This is a genomic window from Spiroplasma endosymbiont of Polydrusus cervinus (assembly GCF_964019755.1).
In the GTDB taxonomy this organism is placed as follows: Bacteria; Bacillota_I; Bacilli_A; order Mycoplasmatales; family Mycoplasmataceae; genus Spiroplasma.
Genome location: NZ_OZ026469.1, coordinates 204,056 through 224,688, shown reverse-complemented (window position 1 = coordinate 224,688; position 20,633 = coordinate 204,056). Strand labels below are relative to the sequence as shown.

General features: G+C 26.8%; 19 protein-coding genes and 5 pseudogenes. 6 read left to right on the top strand and 18 right to left on the bottom strand.

Annotation, left to right across the window (positions count from 1 at the left end; genetic code table 4):
* Positions 1–3: 3 nt before the first annotated feature.
* From AACK78_RS01280 to rnmV, 3 genes are all read right to left on the bottom strand, one after another.
* On the bottom strand, positions 4–1,899 hold the full coding sequence (locus AACK78_RS01280) for an ABC transporter ATP-binding protein (RefSeq protein WP_338955808.1): 1,896 nt from the start codon (positions 1,897–1,899) through the stop codon (positions 4–6).
* A 127-nt stretch (positions 1,900–2,026) separates the two neighbouring features.
* Positions 2,027–3,085: a rod shape-determining protein gene (locus AACK78_RS01275; RefSeq protein ID WP_338955806.1), complete on the bottom strand. Its 1,059-nt coding sequence runs from the start codon at positions 3,083–3,085 to the stop codon at positions 2,027–2,029.
* Between the two features lie 205 nt (positions 3,086–3,290).
* Positions 3,291–3,818: a ribonuclease M5 gene (gene rnmV / locus AACK78_RS01270; RefSeq protein WP_338955804.1), complete on the bottom strand. Its 528-nt coding sequence runs from the start codon at positions 3,816–3,818 to the stop codon at positions 3,291–3,293.
* A gap of 128 nt (positions 3,819–3,946) precedes the next feature.
* Here rnmV and AACK78_RS01265 point away from each other — a divergent pair, with 128 nt between their 5' ends.
* Positions 3,947–4,996, top strand: coding sequence for a rod shape-determining protein (locus tag AACK78_RS01265; RefSeq protein ID WP_338955803.1), 1,050 nt, complete (start codon positions 3,947–3,949; stop codon positions 4,994–4,996).
* 294 nt (positions 4,997–5,290) lie between these two features.
* Here AACK78_RS01265 and AACK78_RS01260 read toward each other — a convergent pair.
* The 6 genes and pseudogenes from AACK78_RS01260 to AACK78_RS01235 form a co-directional block, all read right to left on the bottom strand.
* Positions 5,291–5,716: pseudogene (locus AACK78_RS01260) on the bottom strand (IS30 family transposase); the annotation flags it as partial.
* 179 nt (positions 5,717–5,895) lie between these two features.
* Positions 5,896–7,329: an Asp-tRNA(Asn)/Glu-tRNA(Gln) amidotransferase subunit GatB gene (gene gatB / locus AACK78_RS01255; protein WP_338955801.1), complete on the bottom strand. Its 1,434-nt coding sequence runs from the start codon at positions 7,327–7,329 to the stop codon at positions 5,896–5,898.
* A complete protein-coding gene (locus AACK78_RS01250; RefSeq protein WP_338955799.1) occupies positions 7,322–8,797 on the bottom strand; it encodes an amidase family protein in 1,476 nt (491 codons plus the stop codon). The genes gatB and AACK78_RS01250 overlap by 8 nt, the downstream gene beginning before the upstream one ends.
* Position 8,798: 1 nt before the next feature.
* Positions 8,799–9,092 carry an Asp-tRNA(Asn)/Glu-tRNA(Gln) amidotransferase subunit GatC gene (gene gatC / locus AACK78_RS01245; RefSeq protein WP_338955797.1) on the bottom strand — a complete coding sequence of 98 codons (294 nt, stop codon included), beginning with the start codon at positions 9,090–9,092 and terminating at the stop codon, positions 8,799–8,801.
* A gap of 1 nt (position 9,093) precedes the next feature.
* A complete protein-coding gene (gene ligA, locus AACK78_RS01240; protein ID WP_338955796.1) occupies positions 9,094–11,097 on the bottom strand; it encodes an NAD-dependent DNA ligase LigA in 2,004 nt (667 codons plus the stop codon).
* Between the two features lie 81 nt (positions 11,098–11,178).
* Positions 11,179–12,045: a bifunctional 5,10-methylenetetrahydrofolate dehydrogenase/5,10-methenyltetrahydrofolate cyclohydrolase gene (locus tag AACK78_RS01235; RefSeq protein WP_338955795.1), complete on the bottom strand. Its 867-nt coding sequence runs from the start codon at positions 12,043–12,045 to the stop codon at positions 11,179–11,181.
* A 257-nt stretch (positions 12,046–12,302) separates the two neighbouring features.
* On the opposite strand from AACK78_RS01235, the gene AACK78_RS01230 reads away from it, so the two are divergent.
* Positions 12,303–12,794, top strand: coding sequence for a major tail protein (locus tag AACK78_RS01230; protein ID WP_338956479.1), 492 nt, complete (start codon positions 12,303–12,305; stop codon positions 12,792–12,794).
* A 351-nt stretch (positions 12,795–13,145) separates the two neighbouring features.
* On the top strand, positions 13,146–13,286 hold the full coding sequence (locus AACK78_RS01225; RefSeq protein ID WP_338955794.1) for a hypothetical protein: 141 nt from the start codon (positions 13,146–13,148) through the stop codon (positions 13,284–13,286).
* A 19-nt stretch (positions 13,287–13,305) separates the two neighbouring features.
* Here AACK78_RS01225 and AACK78_RS01220 read toward each other — a convergent pair whose 3' ends face one another.
* From AACK78_RS01220 to AACK78_RS01215, 3 genes and pseudogenes are all read right to left on the bottom strand, one after another.
* A complete protein-coding gene (locus AACK78_RS01220; protein ID WP_338955792.1) occupies positions 13,306–13,902 on the bottom strand; it encodes a DDE-type integrase/transposase/recombinase in 597 nt (198 codons plus the stop codon).
* 21 nt (positions 13,903–13,923) lie between these two features.
* A pseudogene (locus AACK78_RS07280) lies at positions 13,924–13,989 on the bottom strand (hypothetical protein); the annotation flags it as partial.
* A gap of 296 nt (positions 13,990–14,285) precedes the next feature.
* On the bottom strand, positions 14,286–14,426 hold the full coding sequence (locus tag AACK78_RS01215; protein ID WP_338955427.1) for a transposase family protein: 141 nt from the start codon (positions 14,424–14,426) through the stop codon (positions 14,286–14,288).
* A 471-nt stretch (positions 14,427–14,897) separates the two neighbouring features.
* On the opposite strand from AACK78_RS01215, the pseudogene AACK78_RS07275 reads away from it, so the two are divergent.
* The 3 genes and pseudogenes from AACK78_RS07275 to AACK78_RS01200 form a co-directional block, all read left to right on the top strand.
* Positions 14,898–15,290, top strand: a pseudogene (locus AACK78_RS07275) (IS30 family transposase); the annotation flags it as partial.
* A gap of 145 nt (positions 15,291–15,435) precedes the next feature.
* Positions 15,436–15,654 (top strand): transposase, encoded by a 219-nt coding sequence (locus AACK78_RS01205; protein WP_338955788.1) that lies wholly within the window; start codon positions 15,436–15,438, stop codon positions 15,652–15,654.
* Positions 15,633–16,490: an IS3 family transposase gene (locus AACK78_RS01200; RefSeq protein WP_338956478.1), complete on the top strand. Its 858-nt coding sequence runs from the start codon at positions 15,633–15,635 to the stop codon at positions 16,488–16,490. Before AACK78_RS01205 ends, AACK78_RS01200 begins: the two co-directional genes overlap by 22 nt.
* Before the next feature lie 139 nt (positions 16,491–16,629).
* On the opposite strand, the gene AACK78_RS01195 is transcribed toward AACK78_RS01200, so the two are convergent.
* From AACK78_RS01195 to AACK78_RS07265, 6 genes and pseudogenes are all read right to left on the bottom strand, one after another.
* A complete protein-coding gene (locus AACK78_RS01195) occupies positions 16,630–18,114 on the bottom strand; it encodes an APC family permease (protein WP_338955786.1) in 1,485 nt (494 codons plus the stop codon).
* Between the two features lie 399 nt (positions 18,115–18,513).
* Complete coding sequence (locus tag AACK78_RS01190; RefSeq protein ID WP_338955785.1) at positions 18,514–18,645, bottom strand: hypothetical protein; 132 nt, start codon at positions 18,643–18,645, stop codon at positions 18,514–18,516.
* Between the two features lie 51 nt (positions 18,646–18,696).
* Positions 18,697–19,293, bottom strand: a complete 597-nt coding sequence (locus tag AACK78_RS01185) for a DDE-type integrase/transposase/recombinase (protein ID WP_338955783.1) — start codon at positions 19,291–19,293, stop codon at positions 18,697–18,699.
* A 21-nt stretch (positions 19,294–19,314) separates the two neighbouring features.
* A pseudogene (locus AACK78_RS07270) lies at positions 19,315–19,380 on the bottom strand (hypothetical protein); the annotation flags it as partial.
* A 213-nt stretch (positions 19,381–19,593) separates the two neighbouring features.
* A complete protein-coding gene (locus AACK78_RS01180) occupies positions 19,594–19,818 on the bottom strand; it encodes a hypothetical protein (RefSeq protein ID WP_338955781.1) in 225 nt (74 codons plus the stop codon).
* Positions 19,819–19,930: 112 nt separating this feature from the next.
* A pseudogene (locus AACK78_RS07265) lies at positions 19,931–20,600 on the bottom strand (IS30 family transposase); the annotation flags it as partial.
* Positions 20,601–20,633: the final 33 nt, after the last annotated feature.

Genomic DNA, 20,633 nt, shown 5'->3' with positions numbered 1-20,633 from the left:
TTGCTAGCCAGCTAGATGTAGATCACGGAAAGGACCATCAATCGCAGTTAATTCATCATATGTTCCATTTTGAATAATTCCTTGTCCTTTTCCTAATACAAAAATTTGATCAACATTTTTAATGGTACTTAACCGGTGGGCAATTGAAATTGTTGTTTTGCCAACCATAATTTTTTCTAATTCCGCTTGAATTTCTTTTTCAACAATATTATCCAAAGCACTTGTCGCTTCATCTAAGATTAGAATTTGGGGATTTTTTAAAATCATCCGGGCAATAACTAACCGTTGTTTTTGGCCCCCAGATAACATGAAACCACGTTCTCCTAAAATGGTATTATAACCGTCTTTTCAACCCATCACTAACTCATGCAGATTAGCTTTTTTACAAGCTTCAACAACTTCTTCATCCGTAGCATTAAAGATTCCGTATTTAACATTATACACAACATCTCCAAATAAAATTTTTGGTTCTTGTTCCACATAACCAACATGCGTTAAATAACTTGATAAGTTTAATTCTTTTAAATTAGTATTATTAACAATAACGTCACCACTTGTTGGGTCATAAAAACGTAATAATAATTTTGAAATTGTTGATTTACCACTTCCTGTTTCCCCAACAAAAGCATAACTTTTTCCTTTTTCAAAAATAACTGTTGTTTTTGGTAAAATAGTAACTCCAGGTTTTTCGGGATATTCAAAAACAATATCTTTTAAGATAATATCTCCTTTAACTTCTTTTACTGCTGGAGCATTACGGTTTGGTTCAATTGTTGTATCGACACGAATTAATTGAATAATTCTTTTTGTTGAAGTGGTTGCCCGTGCTAATCCGGGCACTAACCCTGTCAATGTTCAAATTGGAAAGGCTAATGTATTAACCCCGGTAATGAAGGCTGGTAAAATTTTCATAATACGGTTAGTATGTTCCGCTCCTTTATTACCATATAAAATAATACTTGCTAAAACAACAATAACTGTCAAACTCAAAGCACATAAAATAATAATTGTTGTCATACGAGCTTGAATCCGATTCAAACGACGATTAACACGATAATATTCTTTATAAATTTGTTCAAAACGAATACGTTCATATTCTTCCGCTCCAGTTGATTTAATTAAAGCAATTGAAGCAATGCGGTCTGTTACATCCCCATTAACATTGGTAATTTTAGTACGAATATTTTCTGTTTCTGCTGCTTGTGAACGGAAAGTTACGGCAACAGCAGTCATAAATAATGCTGTTGAGCCTAAACAAATTAATGCTAATTTTCAATCAATATTTAACAACGAAATAGCACTACCAATAAAAATAATTGGAATACTAATTAAGTTAGCTGGTGTTAATTGTGATTCATCGCCAATTACTTGGGTATCATTAATTAATTTTGTCATTGTTTCTCCAATTTTTTTATCAGAATAATAACCAATGTTTAAATTAACTAAATTATTTAACACCGCATTACGGACATCAATTTCAATATTCCTTCCTAACATCCCACCTACTCGTTCTCGAACATTGGTTGTGATTACGGCTACTAATAAATCAACCCCAATAATAATTAATCATATATATCATCTTAATCTGGTTGTTATTGCCTTTGGGTCATCCCCAAATTCATATAAAATTTCACTCATTAACTGGTTAATTAAAAAAGTCATTATAACAATTGAAGTGGAGCTGACTACCAATGCTAGTAAAATTGTCAATGAACGTAAAATATAACGACGATAATAAATCGCAACGAACTTAAAAAAACCAATGCGAGGTGCCTTAATCCGCTTCATCATTTCTAATGGCGTTTCTTGCTTACGAGTTTTATTTTTTTCATATAATTCATTGTAATGTAAATTCTTCTCAATTTTATTAATATCAATTAACTCTTTAATTTTCCCCATAACCTCACCTCATTTCTTAAAAATGCGAGCATAATATTTGCTATCTTATCAATGTATTATATCAAAAAAAAATAAAACTGTATACTGTAAAACTAAATCATAAAAAAATAGATAAGGTTTAAAATCCTTATCTATTTTTTTTATTTTCTTCAATTAATTCAGTTCTAATTTTTTTCTCATAGGCTATACATCCGTCAATAACAGATGTGTTAGCATTTTTAGCTATTTGAACAGGAATTTGGAAATATTCGGATAAGAATTCTTTCATTCCAGCAATTTGGGAACATCCGCCAGTAACTAAAATACCGTTAGCAACAGCATCCCCAGCTAATTCAGCAGGAGTTTTTTCTAAAACTTCTGTTATTAATTGCGTAATTGATGAAAAAATGCTTATTAATAATTTTCTAATTTCTGAGTCTAAAATCTCGGTTTCTTTTGGCATTCCTGTTACAACATCACGGCCAAAAATAATCATTTTTTTATTTTCTTTTGTTTTGTATAACGAACCAATTTGTTTTTTAATTTGTTCAGCGGTTACGATACCAATTGAGATGGTGTGTTTTGCACGAATATATTTTAGGATTTCTTCATCAATATAATTTCCGGCTGTTTTAATTGATTTACTTTCAACTATTCCACCAGCAGAGATAATGGCACAACTTGTTTTGCCACCACCAATATCTAAAATAAAAGTTCCTTTTGGTGCAAAAATATTTTCGCCTGCTCCCAAGGCTGCCATTAATGAATCTTCTTCAATTTTTACAAAGTCAGCACCAATATTTTTACACATTTTAATTATTGCTTGTTTTTCTAAGTCTGTAACAATTTTGGGGCATGAAATTAAAACAATAGCATTTTTTCATAACTCAGTTACCTTTGCTTTTTTTCCTATTTGTTCAATAAATTCTTCTGCAATAGTTAAATCTGTAACTGCACCATTTCGTAATGGTGAATAAATTTCAATTTTATCGTGGGTTTTTCCAATTAACTTTTTAGCATCATCCCCCAATGCTATTAGTTTATTAGTTCCGATTTCAAATGCCATTACTGATGCTTCATTAAAAATGATGCCTCTCCCCGCAACATAAGCAATTGAATTAGTGGTACCTAAGTCAATCGCAATAAATTTACGCGGTGCTTTTGGTGAAATGTTAAATGTATTTTTTAATACGTCTGATATTGCCATCTTTAAAATGTCTCCTTTCGTTTTATTGCCTGTATACTGTAAAATTAAATCATAAAAAGTTAATAACATTATAACAAATTAAAAATAAAAAACAATAATCACAAAAATATTAAATTAAAAACAGCGTTTTTAATTTAATATTTTTGTGATTATTGTTTTTTATTTTTAATTTGTTATAATGTTATTAACTTTTTATGATTTAATTTTACAGTATACATTTCTCCTCTAAAATATTAATTAAATCTTGGCTGGTAATATTCATATAGTTTAGTCATTTAAAAGTTGTTTTATTATTAGTTGGCATTAAGTTATAATATTTAATAATTTTATCGCGTTTACTTTTTGAATCAACCAAATTAATATAATCATTTCAGCATAAGGTATTATCTACTTGCTTGGTAAAACTAATTAAATTATTAATACTATTTTTAATTGCTACTGGAGATGCTTCAGCAATGCCAATTTTTTTACCTTTGATTGCATCATTTTTATTAATAAAAGCATGCAGACAATTGTTATCCAAATAATCACTAATAGTTTGGCGTAATTTTTGGCCAGGATAATCCGGATCAGTAAAAATGATTACTTTATTATTCAAACTAATTTGTTTAATAAATGCTAATTTTTCAGTTGTGATTCCACTACCACTAGTTTCAATTGTTTTAATTTCCGGAAAAATACTTTTTAATTTTGCTGTATCAGTTTTTCCTTCAACAATAATAAATACTGCCATCTTAGCCTTTCACCCCTATAAATATATTTTTGATTTTACTTAATTATGATTTTATAGTATAATTATACTAAACTGTTATATTAAAATAATCATAAATTTTAAATATAGGAGTAGGAGGCAAAAGAAAAATGGCTAATTATAAATTTGGAAAAGACTACTCATTTTTGGCTTTAGACCTAGGTACAGCTAATACAGTGGCATATGTATCAGGCCAAGGAATCGTTTACAATGAACCTTCTATGATGGCTTATGATACTTTAAGTAACTCATTAATTGCCTTAGGAAATGAAGCATACAAAATGGTTGGAAAAACCCACGACCATATTAGAATGGTAACACCGCTAGTTGATGGCGTTATCTCAGATATAGAGGCAGCACAAGATTTATTAAAACATATTTTTAGTAGATTAAAATTATCAGGAATTTGAAAAAATTCACTAGTAATATTAGCATGTCCAAGTGGAGTTACCGAATTAGAACGTGGTGCTTTAAAAGCTATTGCAAAAGATATGGGCGCAAGTCATGTTTTAGTTGAAGAAGAAGTTAAGCTAGCAGCCTTGGGAGCAGGAATTAATATTGGTTTAGCACAAGGAAATTTAGTAATTGATATTGGTGGCGGAACAACTGACATCGCAATTATTTCAGCAGGTGATATTGTAATTTCAAAATCAGTTAAAGTTGCTGGAAAACACTTAGATCAAGAAATTCAAAAATATATTCGTGCTCAATACAACGTCTTAGTTGGTATTAGAGCTGCTGAGCAAATTAAAAAAGAAATTGGAGCATTAGTTAAAATAATTAATGAAAAACCAGTTCGTGCTTTTGGCCGTGATATTATTACCGGCCTACCACGTGAAGTATTAATTAAACCTGAAGAAGTTAAAAACGTTTTATTAACTCCATTCTCAAGAATTACAGACTTACTCGTTGAAGTATTAGAACAAACACCACCAGAATTAGCTGGAGATGTTATTAGAAATGGAATTACAATTTGTGGGGGAGGAGCTTTAATTCGTGGGATTGTGAAATATTTTGAATTAATCTTCCAATTAAAAGTAAAAGCTGCAAATGATCCATTGATGTGTGTAATTGATGGCGCAAAAACATATGAAAAAAATTTAGGTGCTGTAATTGAAAGAATTCAATTAATTGATGCAAATGAATACAAGATTTCATAGAGAAAATATATTTTAAAATATAGTTTCTCTATTTTTATGTTATATACAAAAAAGGTCGCATAAATTATTTTAGGGTATTAAATTAATACCTTAGAAATTTTGGAATAATATACCACTTACTTACTTAAATTATATTACTTTTAATTTTATTGTCAATATATTTTTCTATTTTTTTAAATTTTTCCACAATAAAAATGTATTTTTATTAAAATTATTCCTTTGTAAATTGTAAATACTAAATCATAAAAAGTTAACTAAATTAATAGTTAACTTTTTATGATTTAGTATTTACAATTTACAATTTACTAAAACTAACAAATGAAAATTACCACAATCAAGAGTATCCATTTCTCAAATTCCACTAAAACTTAAATCATTTGCATAATCATTTAAAAATTGCTTATAATCTCTAATATTAAGTAATTTTCCACGATTATCATTTTGTTCCCCATTTTTTGTTTTTCTTTTTTTATTTTTAAAATATAGCATTTCTTTTTTTAAATTAAAATAACCTAATTTAATATATTTATACATTTTTTTAAAATATACACCAAATTTTACATTATATTGTAATTCATACGAAGTAATAATATTTTGTGGCGAACGACCAAAATTATTATATTCATTAGAAAAGTGACTTAATTCTTGTGAATTTAACATTGAATATTTACGACATTGTTTTTTATTTTTATCATGTATTTTTTGTGCTTTTGCAGCATTACAATTTATACTTAAGAAAGCCACAATCCATAATAAAATATATAATTAACACGAAGAATATATACAAGATGTTCATATTGAATATGTAAAGAAAAAGATATAATTAAAAAAATAGTAAATACTTTTTATTAATACTTACTAAAATGGGTGCAGTCCTTAACCATCTTTTTTTATTGTCCTTATTTCGCCGTAATTAATTCCAAAACAACCTGTTGACCAATTTCTGGAACAACTTGTCCTTTTGTTAATTTCATTAGTTCACCCATAAAAAACTTAATTACTCGTTCTGGGCGTTGTTCATATTGCGCTAATATTTCTAAGTTAGCTGCGAAAACTGGTTCAATAATTGCCTTAATTTCCGTCGGATCACTAACTTGTTTTAATCCTAACTCAGCAACTATTTTAGTTGGGGAATAATCTTCAACTAAAATCCGTTGTAACACCATTTTAGCCTGTTTATTTGAAATTACATTCGTATTAATTAGGGTAATCATTTCCACTAAATTTTGGGGCATTAAAGCCGTTTCCGTTAATGTTAATCCTTTTTGATTTAAATAAGCAGTAATATCACCAATTAAATAATGGGCAATTGTTTCATAATGCGATGACAACTTAATTGCTGTTTCAAAAAAATTCATTAAAGCATAATCTTGTAAAATAATTTCAATATCAGCCGTTTTTAATTTTAATTCCGTTAAATAGCGCTCTCGTTTTGTTGCTGGTAACTCCGGCATATTTTTAAGAACCTTTTTCATCCATGTTTTATCTAATTGAATCGGAAAAATATTTGGTTCAGAAAAATATTTATAATCAATCGCATCGGTTTTGTGACGCATTAGCACTGTTTTTTTTGTTTTTTCATCAAAACGACGAGTCTCTTGAGGCACTTTTTCCCCCATTAATAAAATTGCCATTTGTCTTTTAATTTCATATTCAATTGCCTTTTCAACATTCACAATTGAATTAAGATTTTTTAATTCAACTTTATCCCCAAATGTCTTTGCTCCAACTGGTCGCAATGAAATATTAACATCACAACGAAGTGAACCCTCATTCATTTTGGCATCGCTGACTTGGGTATAAACTAAAATTTCATGTAAAGCTTCTAAATATTGCCGAACTTGAAAAGCAGAAGATAACACTGGTCGTGTTACAATTTCAATTAACCCAATCCCGGCACGATTATAATCTAATAATGTGCAATCTTCTTCATGCAATTGTTTTGCCGTATCTTCTTCAAGATGTAACCGTTCAATTTCTACTTTTAACGGTTTCCCTTTTTCATCAATAATTGTTAAAACGCCATTTTTCCCAATTGGATAATATTGTTGTGTAATTTGAAATCCTTTCGCTAAATCAGGATAATAATAATGTTTACGATCAAATTGCACAATCGGATCAATTGTTAAATTAAGCGTCTGACACGCAATTAAAGCTAATTCAACCCCTTTTTTATTAACCGTTGGCATTGTCCCCGGATAACCAACATCCATTGGATTCACCATACTATTTGGTTTTTCCCCGTAACTAACTGCTCCTGTTGAAAACATTTTGGTTTTAGTTTTTAATTCCACATGATTTTCAATTCCAATCACTACTTGAAAATTAACCATGGTTTTTCCCTCCTTGTGACGCCACTTTATTTTTAATGCCAATAATTTCTTCAATTAATAAACTAGCATTAAAGACTTTTTGATCCGCAAAAGGAGCCGCATTAACATTAATCCCAATTGGCATTTCTTCAAGATAGGCAAGGGGGATAGTTAACGAGGGATTACCCATTAAATTTCCTAATACTAATAAATCATCAACATAATTTTCTAATTCAGCTTCTGTTAAAATTTGATCTTTAATTGTACTAATTTTCGGAGCAATCGTTGAAGCCGCTGGCAATAATAAAATATCATATTCAGAAAAAACAGCAGCTAAAGCATCAACAATTAAACGACGGACACATTTCGCTTTCAAAAATAATAATGTTTGGTTATCTTTTGTTAAGGCATAAGAACCAATAACATAACGGCGTTTAACAACATGGCCAAAACCAGTTGTCCGAGAATTCATCATTACTTCTTGGTAGGTATCCCCCTCAACTCGCGTTCCAAAATTAATCCCATCTAACATTGAATGACTACTTACTGCTTCAGCAAAAGAAATCACCATATAAACCGACATTAAGGTTTTTAATAAATCCTCAGGGAAATCAATTGCTGTCACACTAATTCCGACTGCTTTTAACTTGCCATATAATTGTTCAAATTGTTCTCTAATTTCATCGTCTAGAATTAAATGAGCATTTTTTAAATAAGCAAATTTCTGTTTTTTAGCAGCGGAACTTGATAAATTTTTAAAATAACCATGCTCTTTACTTTTTAATGATGTCGCATCCTGATGATCTTCTTGCGCTAAATAGTCAAAAACAATCGCACTATCTTCAACAGTTCGGGTAAAGTACCCAACAGTATCCAACGATGGAGCATAGGGAAAAACACCATAACGTGAAATTAAGCCATAAGTTGGTTTAAATCCAACAATACCACAATACCCAGCGGGTTTTCGCACAGAATCACCTGTATCGGTTCCTAAGGCAAATGGGACAACTCCAGCAGCAACAAGAACCGCAGAACCTGATGATGAACCCCCCGTAATGCGGGTTAAATCTCATGGATTTAAAACATCACCTGTTAAGGCATATAAACCATGCCCCCCCATTCCTAATTCATCAAGGGCACTTTTTCCTAATAAAATACTATGATGTTCTTTTAAAATATTAATTACTGTTGATTCATAATTTGGAACAAAATTTTCTAAAATTTTTGAGCTAGCCGTTGTCTTAATCCCCTTTGTTGCAAAATTATCTTTGGCAAAATATGGCAAAGCAAATAAATAATTATCCTTTGGAACAACAAGGTCGTCTAATTTTTTAGCTAAGATTGCAGCTTCCGCTGCTAATTCGGTTACTGTTGCATTTAAAATTTGATGCTGTGCTAAATTAGTAAAAGCATCTTTGACAATTCGCGATGGAATAATTTTTTTAGTTAATAAAAGTTGATGCAATTCTTTAATTGAATAATATGTCATTTTATTTAACCACCTTATTAATTACAATATAATCAGTTTTTTTTTGAGGCGCGGCCGTTAAAATTTCCGTTTGGGGTGCAACATCAATCGCATCATCTTCTCGCAAATAATTAACTGTTAAATCAAAGGGAAAATGCATTGAATGAACATTAGTTGTATCAATTTTTTGCACTAAATCCATTTGTTTCAAAATAACATCAAATTCTTGACTTAAATTAGTTAATTCCTCATCTTGTAAATCTAACATAATATCATGTGCTAAAAATTGTAGCACTTCTTTCGTAATTCTTGCCATCTTATTTCTCCTTAGTTAATAATTGTTTAAATTCTTCTTCACTAATAATTTTAACATTTAATTTTTGTGATTTCACTAATTTATTACCCGCATCTGCCCCCGCTAATAAATAAGTTGTTTTGGCACTAACGCTTTCTGAAACTTGCCCACCATAACTTTCAATTAATTCTTTAAAATATTCTCGTGGTTTTGATAAAACACCAGTAATAACAAAACGATAATTTTCAAATTTTTGAATTAAATGTTGATTTGAAACAATATATTCGATTTTAATCCCTCTTTGACGTAATAATGCCAGTTCTTGTTGGTTCGCTGGAATTGCAAAATAATCAACAACACTTGCTGCCACAATTGGACCAACATCATTAATAACGACCAGTTGTTCAATCTGCATTGTTGCTAAATTATCAATTGTTTTAAATTGGCGGGCTAATAATTTAGCTGTTTTTTGACCAACATGGCGAATTCCTAATCCAAATAATAACCGCTCTAATGAATTATTTTTTGAATTATTAATTGAATTAATCATATTTTCAAATGATTTATCACCAAAATTTTCTAATTCAATAATTTTTGTCCGATATTTCTCTAATTGGTATAAATCACTAAAACTTTTTAAATACCCTAATTTAAATAATCGTTCAATAATTTTTTCACTAACTCCTTCAATGTTCATTGCATTGCGTGAGCAATAATGTTCTAACCCACGCATAATTTTTTTTGGACAAATAGAATTAATACAATATTGGTCAACTTCCCCTTCAACCCGTTCTAATAATGACTGACATTCAGGACAATGGGTCGCTTCTTGTCATTTGGGAGTTTTACTCTGGCGCTGCCCTGCAACATAATTAATCACTTCTGGAATAATATCACCAGCTTTTTTAACTTGCACCGCGTCACCAATTCGAATATCGCGTTCAGTAATAAAATCAGCATTATGTAATGTTGCAGCACGAACAACTGTTCCCGCAATCCGTACTGGCTCAAGAATAGCATTATAAGTAATTCGGCCAGTTCGGCCAACTGACGGAAAAATATTTAATAAGTTTGTAACGACCACTTCTGCTGGGAATTTATAAGCAATTGCTCATTTTGGATTTTTAGCCGTATAACCAATCCGATTATATAAATTTAAGTTATTAACTTTAATAACAATCCCATCAATTTCATATCCTAACTGATGACGTTTTGACTCATACTCTTGAATATAGGCTCAAACCGTCGCAATATTTGGACAATAGCGATATTCAGGATTTGTTTTAAATTTTAATTGCTCTAACTGTTGTAAAGCTGCCTGTTGTGATTGAATTCCATCTTGCGCTGCATTAACATAGTAATATAGAAAAGCATTTAAATTTCGTTTCGCAACAATTGCGGAATCTAGTTGCCGCAATGTTCCAGCAGCAGCATTGCGTGGATTAGCAAATTCTGGCTCGCCATTTTTAACTCGTTCTTTGTTAATATTATTAAATTCTTCAATTGATAAATAAACTTCCCCACGCACTGTTAAATTTGGTTGGTCAATGCTTAAGGGAATTGATTTAATTTTTTTAATGTTAACAGTAACATCTTCGCCAATAAGACCATCCCCCCTGGTTACCCCCATTACTAACAAATGTTCCTCATAAACTAAAGAAATTGATAACCCATCAATTTTTAATTCACAAGTATATTCAACTTCAGATAAACCAGTTAATTCTTTAATTTGTTCATCAAAATGAATTAAATCATCATAATTAAAAGCATTTCCTAAACTTAACATTGGACTTGTATGAACATATTTATTAAACTTTTCACTAACTTCACCCGAAACACGTTGGGTCGGGGAATCAATTGTAATCAGTTCGCTATATTGTTGTTCAATGGCAATTAATTCTTGCATTGCTTGATCATATTCTTGGTCACTAACGCTAGGATTATCATTAACATAATATTCATAATTTCATTTTTCTAATTGTTCTTTTAGTACTAAACTGCGGTTTTTTGCTTGTTCAAAAGTCATAATTTCCTCCTTATTTTATATTTAGCTTCTTTTTGTGATTATTGTTTTTTATTTTTAATTTGTTATAATTTTATTAACTTTTTATGATTTAGTTTTACAGTATACATGGTAAAGATATAAGATATTTTCTAATAATGAGGCAATTGTCATTGGCCCAACCCCACCAGGGACGGGGGTAATCATTTTTACTTTTGGTAAAATATTTTCAAAATCAACATCGCCACATAAATTATTATGTTCATCCCGATTAATACCAACATCAATAACAATAGCATTTTCTTTAATCATTGATGCTGTTACAAATTTTGCTTTTCCAACTGCAGAAATTAAAATATCAGCTTGCTTTGTTAAAGCAGTTAAATCCTTTGTTTGTGAATGACAAACTGTTACTGTTGCTGAGGCATTTATTAAGAGATTAGCAAGAGGTTTTCCAACAATATTACTACGGCCAAGAATGACAGCATGTTGCCCAGATAATTGAATTTGATAGTGTTTAAACAGGGCCATAATTCCTTTGGGTGTTCCTGGTAATAGATTATAATGACCAAGCATTAAATTTCCCAAGATTTCAGGTGTGAAACCATCAACATCTTTTTTTGTTGCAATTGTATTAATAATTTTTTCACTATTAATATGCTCTGGTAAAGGAAGTTGAATAAGAATAGCATCAATCTCTGCATTATTGTTCAATTCATCAATAATTTTAATTAATGCTGCTTCAGAGATAGTATCGAGATAATTTAAAACATTACAATTAATGCCAACTTTTTCACAAGCAATTTTTTTATTTTTAATGTAAGTACTACTTGCTTTATAATTACCAATTTGAATAATAGTTAAGGCAGGAATTCGTTGTTCTGCTGCTTTTATTTTTGCAACTTGTGCCGTAACTTTTGTTTTAATTAATTCACTAACCACTTTTCCATCAATTATTTTTTCTTTATCCATCAAATTTTTACTCTTTTCTATGCTAAAATACTTTTATATGAATAATTGTATCTGAAAGGGTTAGAAAATTAAATGCTATTTGAGCGCGTAAAATATTCGGGAGTGTAAATTGTAAATATCAAATCATAAAAAGTTAACTAAATTAATAGTTAACTTTTTATGATTTGATATTTACAATTTACAAGGAGAAAAAATATGAACAAAGATAATTTAATTGAGTTTGGACTTTCAAATGTTCATTATGCAATTATTAAAAAATAGATAATAAAATCAGTTATAAAACACCAAAAGCAATTAAAGGTGCTACCAGTTTAGCGTTAAATATTGCTGAAAATACAACTACTATTTATGCTGATAATATTCCCTATTATATTGCTCATTCTAATCAAGGTTATACTGGAACATTAACTATTATTAAACCAAGTGATACATTTTTAGAAGAAATTTTTGGATTAATAAAAGATAAAAATAATATTAGATTTGAAAAATCAAATATTCAACCAAAAGAAATGGCATTGGGTTTTGAAATTGATGGTGACACCGTAAAACGAAGAATATGACTTTATCGAGTTAATTTAAAAAGGTCTAATGAAACACACAATACAAAAAATGAAAATGTTGAAGCAGATACTTATTCATTTGAATTTAATGCCTTTCCCAGAGCAGAAGATAATATTATTAAAAGTTATATTAGTGAAAATACTAATAAAAATATTTTTAATAGTTGATTTAATGAAGTATATAAATAAAATAGTGAAATACATTCTGAAATAATTAAAATCAATATTAGTAAAATTAATAAAATAGACAAACCAATCATTCATGTTGCAAACGCAGCAAGTACAACACTAGAAGAATTAAAACCACAATTTAAAGATGTTGTTTTAAAAGCAGTAAAAGCCGTAGATAGTTCTTTAACTGAAAATGATTTTAATTATTTTATTGAAAGTAAAGGTGAAGATTGACCAATTAATATTACAAATGATAAAACTGTTGAAGTTCAAATTAAAGGTAAAAACAACGCTACTGGTAAAACAAATCAGATTGATGTTGTAATTAAAAATTCTTAAAAAATATTTAAGAATTTAAAGGAGTTAAATATGAACAAAAAAATTAAAGTTGGGAATGTTGATATAAATATTAATACAAGTGCTTATTTTTTAGTAATTTATGAACAATTAACTGGTAGTGATTTAATTACTGATTTTGAAAAAATGAAGAATAGACTGCACCCTGTTTAGTAAGTATTAATAAAAAGGTTTACAAACTTTCATTTATTATATATTTTTCTTTTTGGTTTGAATATCATTTATTTCATTTTTTAACATCATTAATATATTCATTATGAGATTTATAATTTTTATTATGGATTGTTCCTTTTTTAAGTAATGAATGAAAACTTTCAATAATAATGTTGTCTGCACAATAATAATTTTTATCCATTGAAATTATAATTTTGTTATCTAAACATTTACTATTGTAATCTTTAGATGTATATTGATATCCGTGATCTGAATGAATTATTATTTTATTTAAATCTTTTTTTATTTTTTTAATTTTATTAATTGCATCATTTAAATTATCAATTACAAGTTTGTTATTATTAAATTTTGATCATTTTACATCAATAATTTCTTTAGTATATCCATCAAGTATTGTTGATTGATAATGTTTTTTACCATTTCAAATTAAATAAGTTACATCAGTAAATAAAATTGAAAATCTTTCTTTAATATAATTAAAATTACGATTTACTAAATCAGGATATTTAATTATATTTTTATTTCTATTTTGTTTTATTAATATTTTTCTACGCATACGCTTTACATATTCAGCTTGAATATTATTTTCTTTCATAATTCGCAATACTTTCTTAGCATTATAAACAATGCCATAATCTTCTTTTAAATATTTGGTAATTCGACGATAACTAAATTGTTTTAAATTTTCTTCATAGACTTTTACAATATTTTTTAATGATTCGCTATCCTTACCATTACTTGAATAATTTTTATATTTATCTCAATAACTACGCTTTAAATCTGTTATATCAAGTAATAAATTTAGTGGATATTTATTAATGTTTTCTTTGATAAAAAATACAATTTTTCTTTTATTTAATTGTAAAAGTCATGAAGCTTTTTTAGTAATTCATACCTAACTTTGTAATAGTTTAAATCTCTTTTTTCAAATGATTCTTTTGGACCTTTATTGGTGTTTAAAATTCCTTTCTTAAAATTTTAATACCATGAAGCAACAGTTTTTTTATTAATTTGATATTTTTTTGCAATAAAACTTATACTATTATTTTTAACCTCTTGTACTATCATTTTTCGAAAATATGCTGTATATTTATTAAATTTTTGTCCTTTTCTTGCCATATAAAAATGCACCTCCTTTAAAGTTTAGCAAAGACTTTTTTTCTTTACTTACTTTTTTGGGTGCAGTCTAGAATGAAAAATTTTCATATAAAAAATTATTAGATATGTTGTTTTCTTTTGCATATAATTATGATAATAATTTAAATTATAAAGAATTTTTCCAAAGTATCCCATTATCAGAAATTATGAATGAAGCATTTGTAACAAAATTAAATAATTTAATAGCAGAGGTATTTATTTCAAATAATAATATTAATGAAAAAAGTAGTTAATCAAAATTTAAATAAAAACTGAACTCATACTTTTATTTGTTTAATTAAAGAATGTCGTTATTTAGTTAGCGATTTAAAATTATTTACCTTAAAACAATTTTTAAATATTATCGCTTTACATTCAGAAAGATATCAAGATGTTAACAATTTATCTAAAAAACCAATACAAGAAAAAATAAATAAAATATTTTTTGGAGGTGTAAATTGTAAATCAAAAATACTTTTTTATCATATTTTATTTAGTAAAAAGGCAAGTATTGTATTAACAATTTTAATAAAAATGATTAAACAAATTGGTATTAGTAAATTTAGTTGTATTTTAACCGATAGAGGAAAAGAATTTTATAGATGAAAAACAATAGAAAAACACTTTAAAATAAGAGTTTATTTTTGTGATCCTGGTAAACCTCGTCAGAAAGCATTAGTAGAAAGAATAAATAAAGATATAAAGCGTTGATTGGGTCAAAATGAGCCATTAATTAATATTCGTAGTAGATTAAAATCTATTTTAGATATATTAAATACCACAATTAGACCTTGCTTGGAAAATTTTACATTAAGACAATATTTTAAAAAAGTTTTTTTAAATTAAATTAGTGTTTGTTAAGATTAGTAAAATTTTTTTGTTGTGTTTAATTTTATAATTTTAAAAATAAATATTAAAATGGAATGCCCCCTATATAGTAGACACAAAAATAAAAACATTTGTGTAAACTAGAAATGGGGTGCATTTTATTATGAAAAAAATTCATAGAAGTAAAGAATTAATTATTAAAATTGTTAATGAGCATCTAAAAGAAGGATGTAGTTATAATTATTTAGCTGAAAAATATAATATTTCTCGCAATACTATTAGTCAGTGACTTTATAAACATAAAAATAAAAATTGAAATTTTGAAAGAAAAATTCATAAGGCAAATTATAGTGAGCTTGAATATTTAAGATTAGAAAATTAAATTCTAAAAAAGTTCCTTTTCTTCTCAAGACAACAACAAAATATAAAATAAATTTTATTAATTTATATAAAAATAAATACTCAATAAAAATATTATGTAAAATTCTTGATGTTAATCATGCTAATTATTATAAACAAAGATTTAATAATAAAAATTATTTTAAAGAAATAAATATTATTAAAAAAATTTTTGAAAAACACAAGAAATGTTACGGGTATAGGAAACTAAAAATTGCTATTGAGAAAGAAGTTGGATGAATTATTAATCATAAAAAATTATTAAAATTAATGAAAAATTATAATATCAGAGCTAATTGAGTAAAACATATTCACAGAAAAAATACTGATCGTAGTTATGAAAATTTATTAGATGCTAAATATAATTTATTACAAAGAAATTTTAGAGATGAAAAAATTAATCAAAAATGAGTTACTGATATTACTTATATTAAAATTTATAAACAAAAAGATTTTCTTTATTTAAGCACTATTATTGATTTATATGATAAAAGAATTATTGCATATGAAATTAGTTTTAAAAACAATACAGAGCTAGTAATGAATACTCTTTTAAAAGCTGTAAAAAATAAAAAATTAAATGGTTTAATATTACATTCTGATCAAGGAATTCAATATAGAGCCACTAAATATAATAAATTTTGTGAAAATCTTGGAATACGTATATCAATGTCAAGAAAAGGTACTCCTTTAGATAATGCAGTTATAGAAAGTTTTCATTCAATTTTAAAGAAAGAAACTATTTACAATAATATTATCAAAACAAAACACGATATGATTAATTTAATTCATAAATGAATGAATTTTAAACAAACATAGCGTATAGAATATTAATATCAAATATTTTTTATTTTATGTCTACTTTTTGGGTATCGTTCCATTAAAAAAATGTTTTTAATTTAATATTTTTTGTGATTATTGTTTTTTATTTTTAATTTGTTATAATTTTATTAACTTTTTATGATTTAGTTTTACAGTATACATTAATTGTATCTTTATCTTTCATTCATACACCAACTCATGGTAAAAGCAAGATTAATAATAATAAGACAATTGCTAAAATAGGGCCAGTTTTTTCCGCCATAACAATCGCATTTAAAAAATATGAATAAACATTATAACCAATTATTGTAACAATACAAAATACACTAATTATTGCTGCGGGAAGAAAATACCATTTTTTAACTGTTGTAATCCGCTGACGAAAGCGATTGCAAATCCCCAACATAATAATTGTGCCATACATTAAAAAGGCCATCACAACCCCCGCATTACTAATAAAATCATAAAAATTATAATTCTCAGTTGCCAAGATTGTGGGAATTCCCATAATTAATCCCCATACTAACGTTATCATCACTGAGCCTAAAAAAATTGCTAAATTAAGATTATATTTTTCAATAATTTTATTTCATAACTTTGCCCCAATGAAAAAATTATCTTCAATTGAGGAATGGCTTATCTTAACTAATGAAAAACTATAGCCATTTAATGTGCCAAAGGCACTAATTAAAATAAAGAAAAAAACAACCCGTTCAAAAATTTTATTAACAACTGGATCACTAAAGATTTTACCCGCTGCGGTGGCAACACTTCCACGAGCATCTAAATTTAAAGTTCCAAGAGAAACAAGTAAATAAAGGATCGTTACAGAAGCTAATCCTAATACTAAAGCTAAAGGAATGTTTCGTTCTGGTTTTTTAACATCTTTTTGAATATAAGTTGTTGATAAAAAACCATCAAATGAGAATAAAATTCCTGGTAAAGCCATTAAAATCATTTCAAAGCCAGTTTTATTGGCAACTAACTTATATTTTGTTGGATCGCCTAAGCCAGTCTTACTTAATGCATTCGGCTCATTCCTAAAAAAGAACATTCCAATTAAACCAACTAAAATTAATGGAATTAACTTTAAAACAACGGTTGTCATTTGAATATATTTTCCTGTTTTTTCTAAATACGTACAAATATAAATCAATAAAATAGTATAAACAATGGAAAAACTAGTTAAAATTAATTGATAATTAGCATAACCACCAACCTTTTCACTAAAAGCAATTTCAGCTGCTAAACCACCACCAAATGCTCAAATCGACGCTTTTGTTGTGTAATACGCCACAGTAAAAGTTATTAATGGAATATAAATGTGGTTCATCGCATTCCGCACAACGCATCCAAATTGTTTTCCTCCAAATATTTTTGCATATAAAGCAATCCCAGAATTTGAATCTTGATTTGCTGATGAAATTTCCATAAAGGATAACCCAAATGAAAGGGCCATAATACCACCAATTATTCAGGCAATTAAACCTAAAATTCCATTTCCATTTGTTAATCCATATACACCTTCGTTTTTAAAAAAGATTCCTGTTCCAACAACTGTTCCAACAACCATACAAAAGCACATAAAAAAACCATATTTTTGAGCTTTTTTTCTCTCCATATCTTCACCTCGTCATTTTTATTAATTTTCCACAGTTTGCATAATGTAAAACTAAATCATAAAAAGTTAATAACATTATAACAAATTAAAAATAAAAAACAATAATCACAAAAAATATTAAATTAAAAATATTGTTCTTAATATTTATTTTTAAAATTATAAAATTAAACACAACAAAAAATAAATTTTACTAATCTTAACAAACACTAATTTAATTTAAAAAAATTTTTTTAAAATATTTTCTTGATGTAAAATTTTCCAAGCAAGGTCTAATTCTGGTATTTAATATATCTAAAATAGATTTTAATCTACTACGAATATTAATTAATGGCTCATTTTAACCCAAATCAACGCCTTATATCTCTATTTATTCTTTCTACTAATGCTTTCTGACGAGGTTTACCAGGATCACAAAAAATAAACTCTTATTTTAAAATGTTTTTCTATTCTTTTTCATCTATAAAATTCTTTTCCTCTATCGGTTAAAATACAACTAAATTTACTAATACCAGTTTGTTTAATCATTTTCATTAAAATTGTTAATTAGACTGCACCCCGTTTAGTAAGTATTAATAAAAAGGTTTACAAACTTTCATTTATTATATATTTTTCTTTTTGGTTTGAATATCATTTATTTCATTTTTTAACATCATTAATATATTCATTATGAGATTTATAATTTTTATTATGGATTGTTCCTTTTTTAAGTAATGAATGAAAACTTTCAATAATAATGTTGTCTGCACAATGATAATTTTTACCCATTGAAATTATAATTTTGTTATCTAAACATTTACTATTGTAATCTTTAGATGTATATTGATATCCGTGATCTGAATGAATTATTATTTTATTTAGATCTTTTTTTATTTTTTTAATTTTATTAATTGCATCATTTAAATTATCAATTACAAGTTTGTTATTATTAAATTTTGATCATTTTACATCAATAATTTCTTTAGTATATCCATCAAGTATTGTTGATTGATAATGTTTTTTACCATTTCAAATTAAATAAGTTACATCAGTAAATAAAATTGAAAATCTTTCTTTAATATAATTAAAATTACGATTTACTAAATCAGGATATTTAATTATATTTTTATTTCTATTTTGTTTTATTAATATTTTTCTACGCATACGCTTTACATATTCAGCTTGAATATTATTTTCTTTCATAATTCGCAATACTTTCTTAGCATTATAAATAATGCCATAATCTTCTTTTAAATATTTGGTAATTCGACGATAACCAAATTGTTTTAAATTTTCTTCATAGACTTTTACAATATTTTTTAATGATTCGCTATCCTTACCATTACTTGAATAATTTTTATATTTATCTCAATAACTACGCTTTAAATCTGTTATATCAAGTAATAAATTTAGTGGATATTTATTAATGTTTTCTTTGATAAAAGATACAATTTTTCTTTTATTTAATTGTAAAAGTCATGAAGCTTTTTTAGTAATTCATACCTAACTTTGTAATAGTTTAAATCTCTTTTTTTCAAATGATTCTTTTGGACCTTTATTGGTGTTTAAAATTCCTTTCTTAAAATTTTCATACCATGAAGCAACAGTTTTTTTATTAATTTGATATTTTTTTGCAATAAAACTTATACTATTATTTTTAACCTCTTGTACTATTATTTTTCGAAAATATGCTGTATATTTATTAAATTTTTGTCCTTTTTTTGCCATATAAAAATGCACCTCCTCTAAAGTTTAGCAAAGACTTTTTTTCTTTACTTACTTTTTTGGGTGCAGTCTAAAGTTTAGCAAAGACTTTTTTCTTTACTTACTTTTTTGGGTGCAGTCTAAATACAACACTTGCCTTTTTACTAAATAAAATATGATAAAAAAGTATTTTTGATTTACGATTTACTAAAACTAACAAATAAAAATTACCACAATCAAGAGTATCCATTTTTCAAATTCCACTAAAAGTTAAATCATTTCCATAATCATTTAAAAATTGCTTATAATCTCTAATATTAAGTAATTTTCCACGATTATCATTTTGTTCCCCATTTTTTGTTTTTCTTTTTTTATTTTTAAAATATAGCATTTCTTTTTTTAAATTAAAATAACCTAATTTAATATATTTATACATTTTTTTAAAATATACACCAAATTTTACATTATATTGTAATTCATACGAAGTAATAATATTTTGTGGCGAACGACCAAAATTATTATATTCATTAGAACAGTGACTTAATTCTTGTGAATTTAACATTAAATATTTACGACATTGTTTTTTATTTTTATCATGTATTTTTTTTGTGCTTTTGCAGCATTATAATCATTAATATTATCAAAAACATATTTAACTCTTGCCAAATAGTTCTATAATCTCTATTCATTTGCTTAGCAATTTTTCAAATATTAATTGTTCCATTTTTCTTTTTAAATAATTCATTATCTTTTAATTTTTCCAAATTTACTCTTTCATTAAAATCTAATCTTTCATATTTTTTCACACTTTACCTCCTAAAATATTTAAAATGTTATAA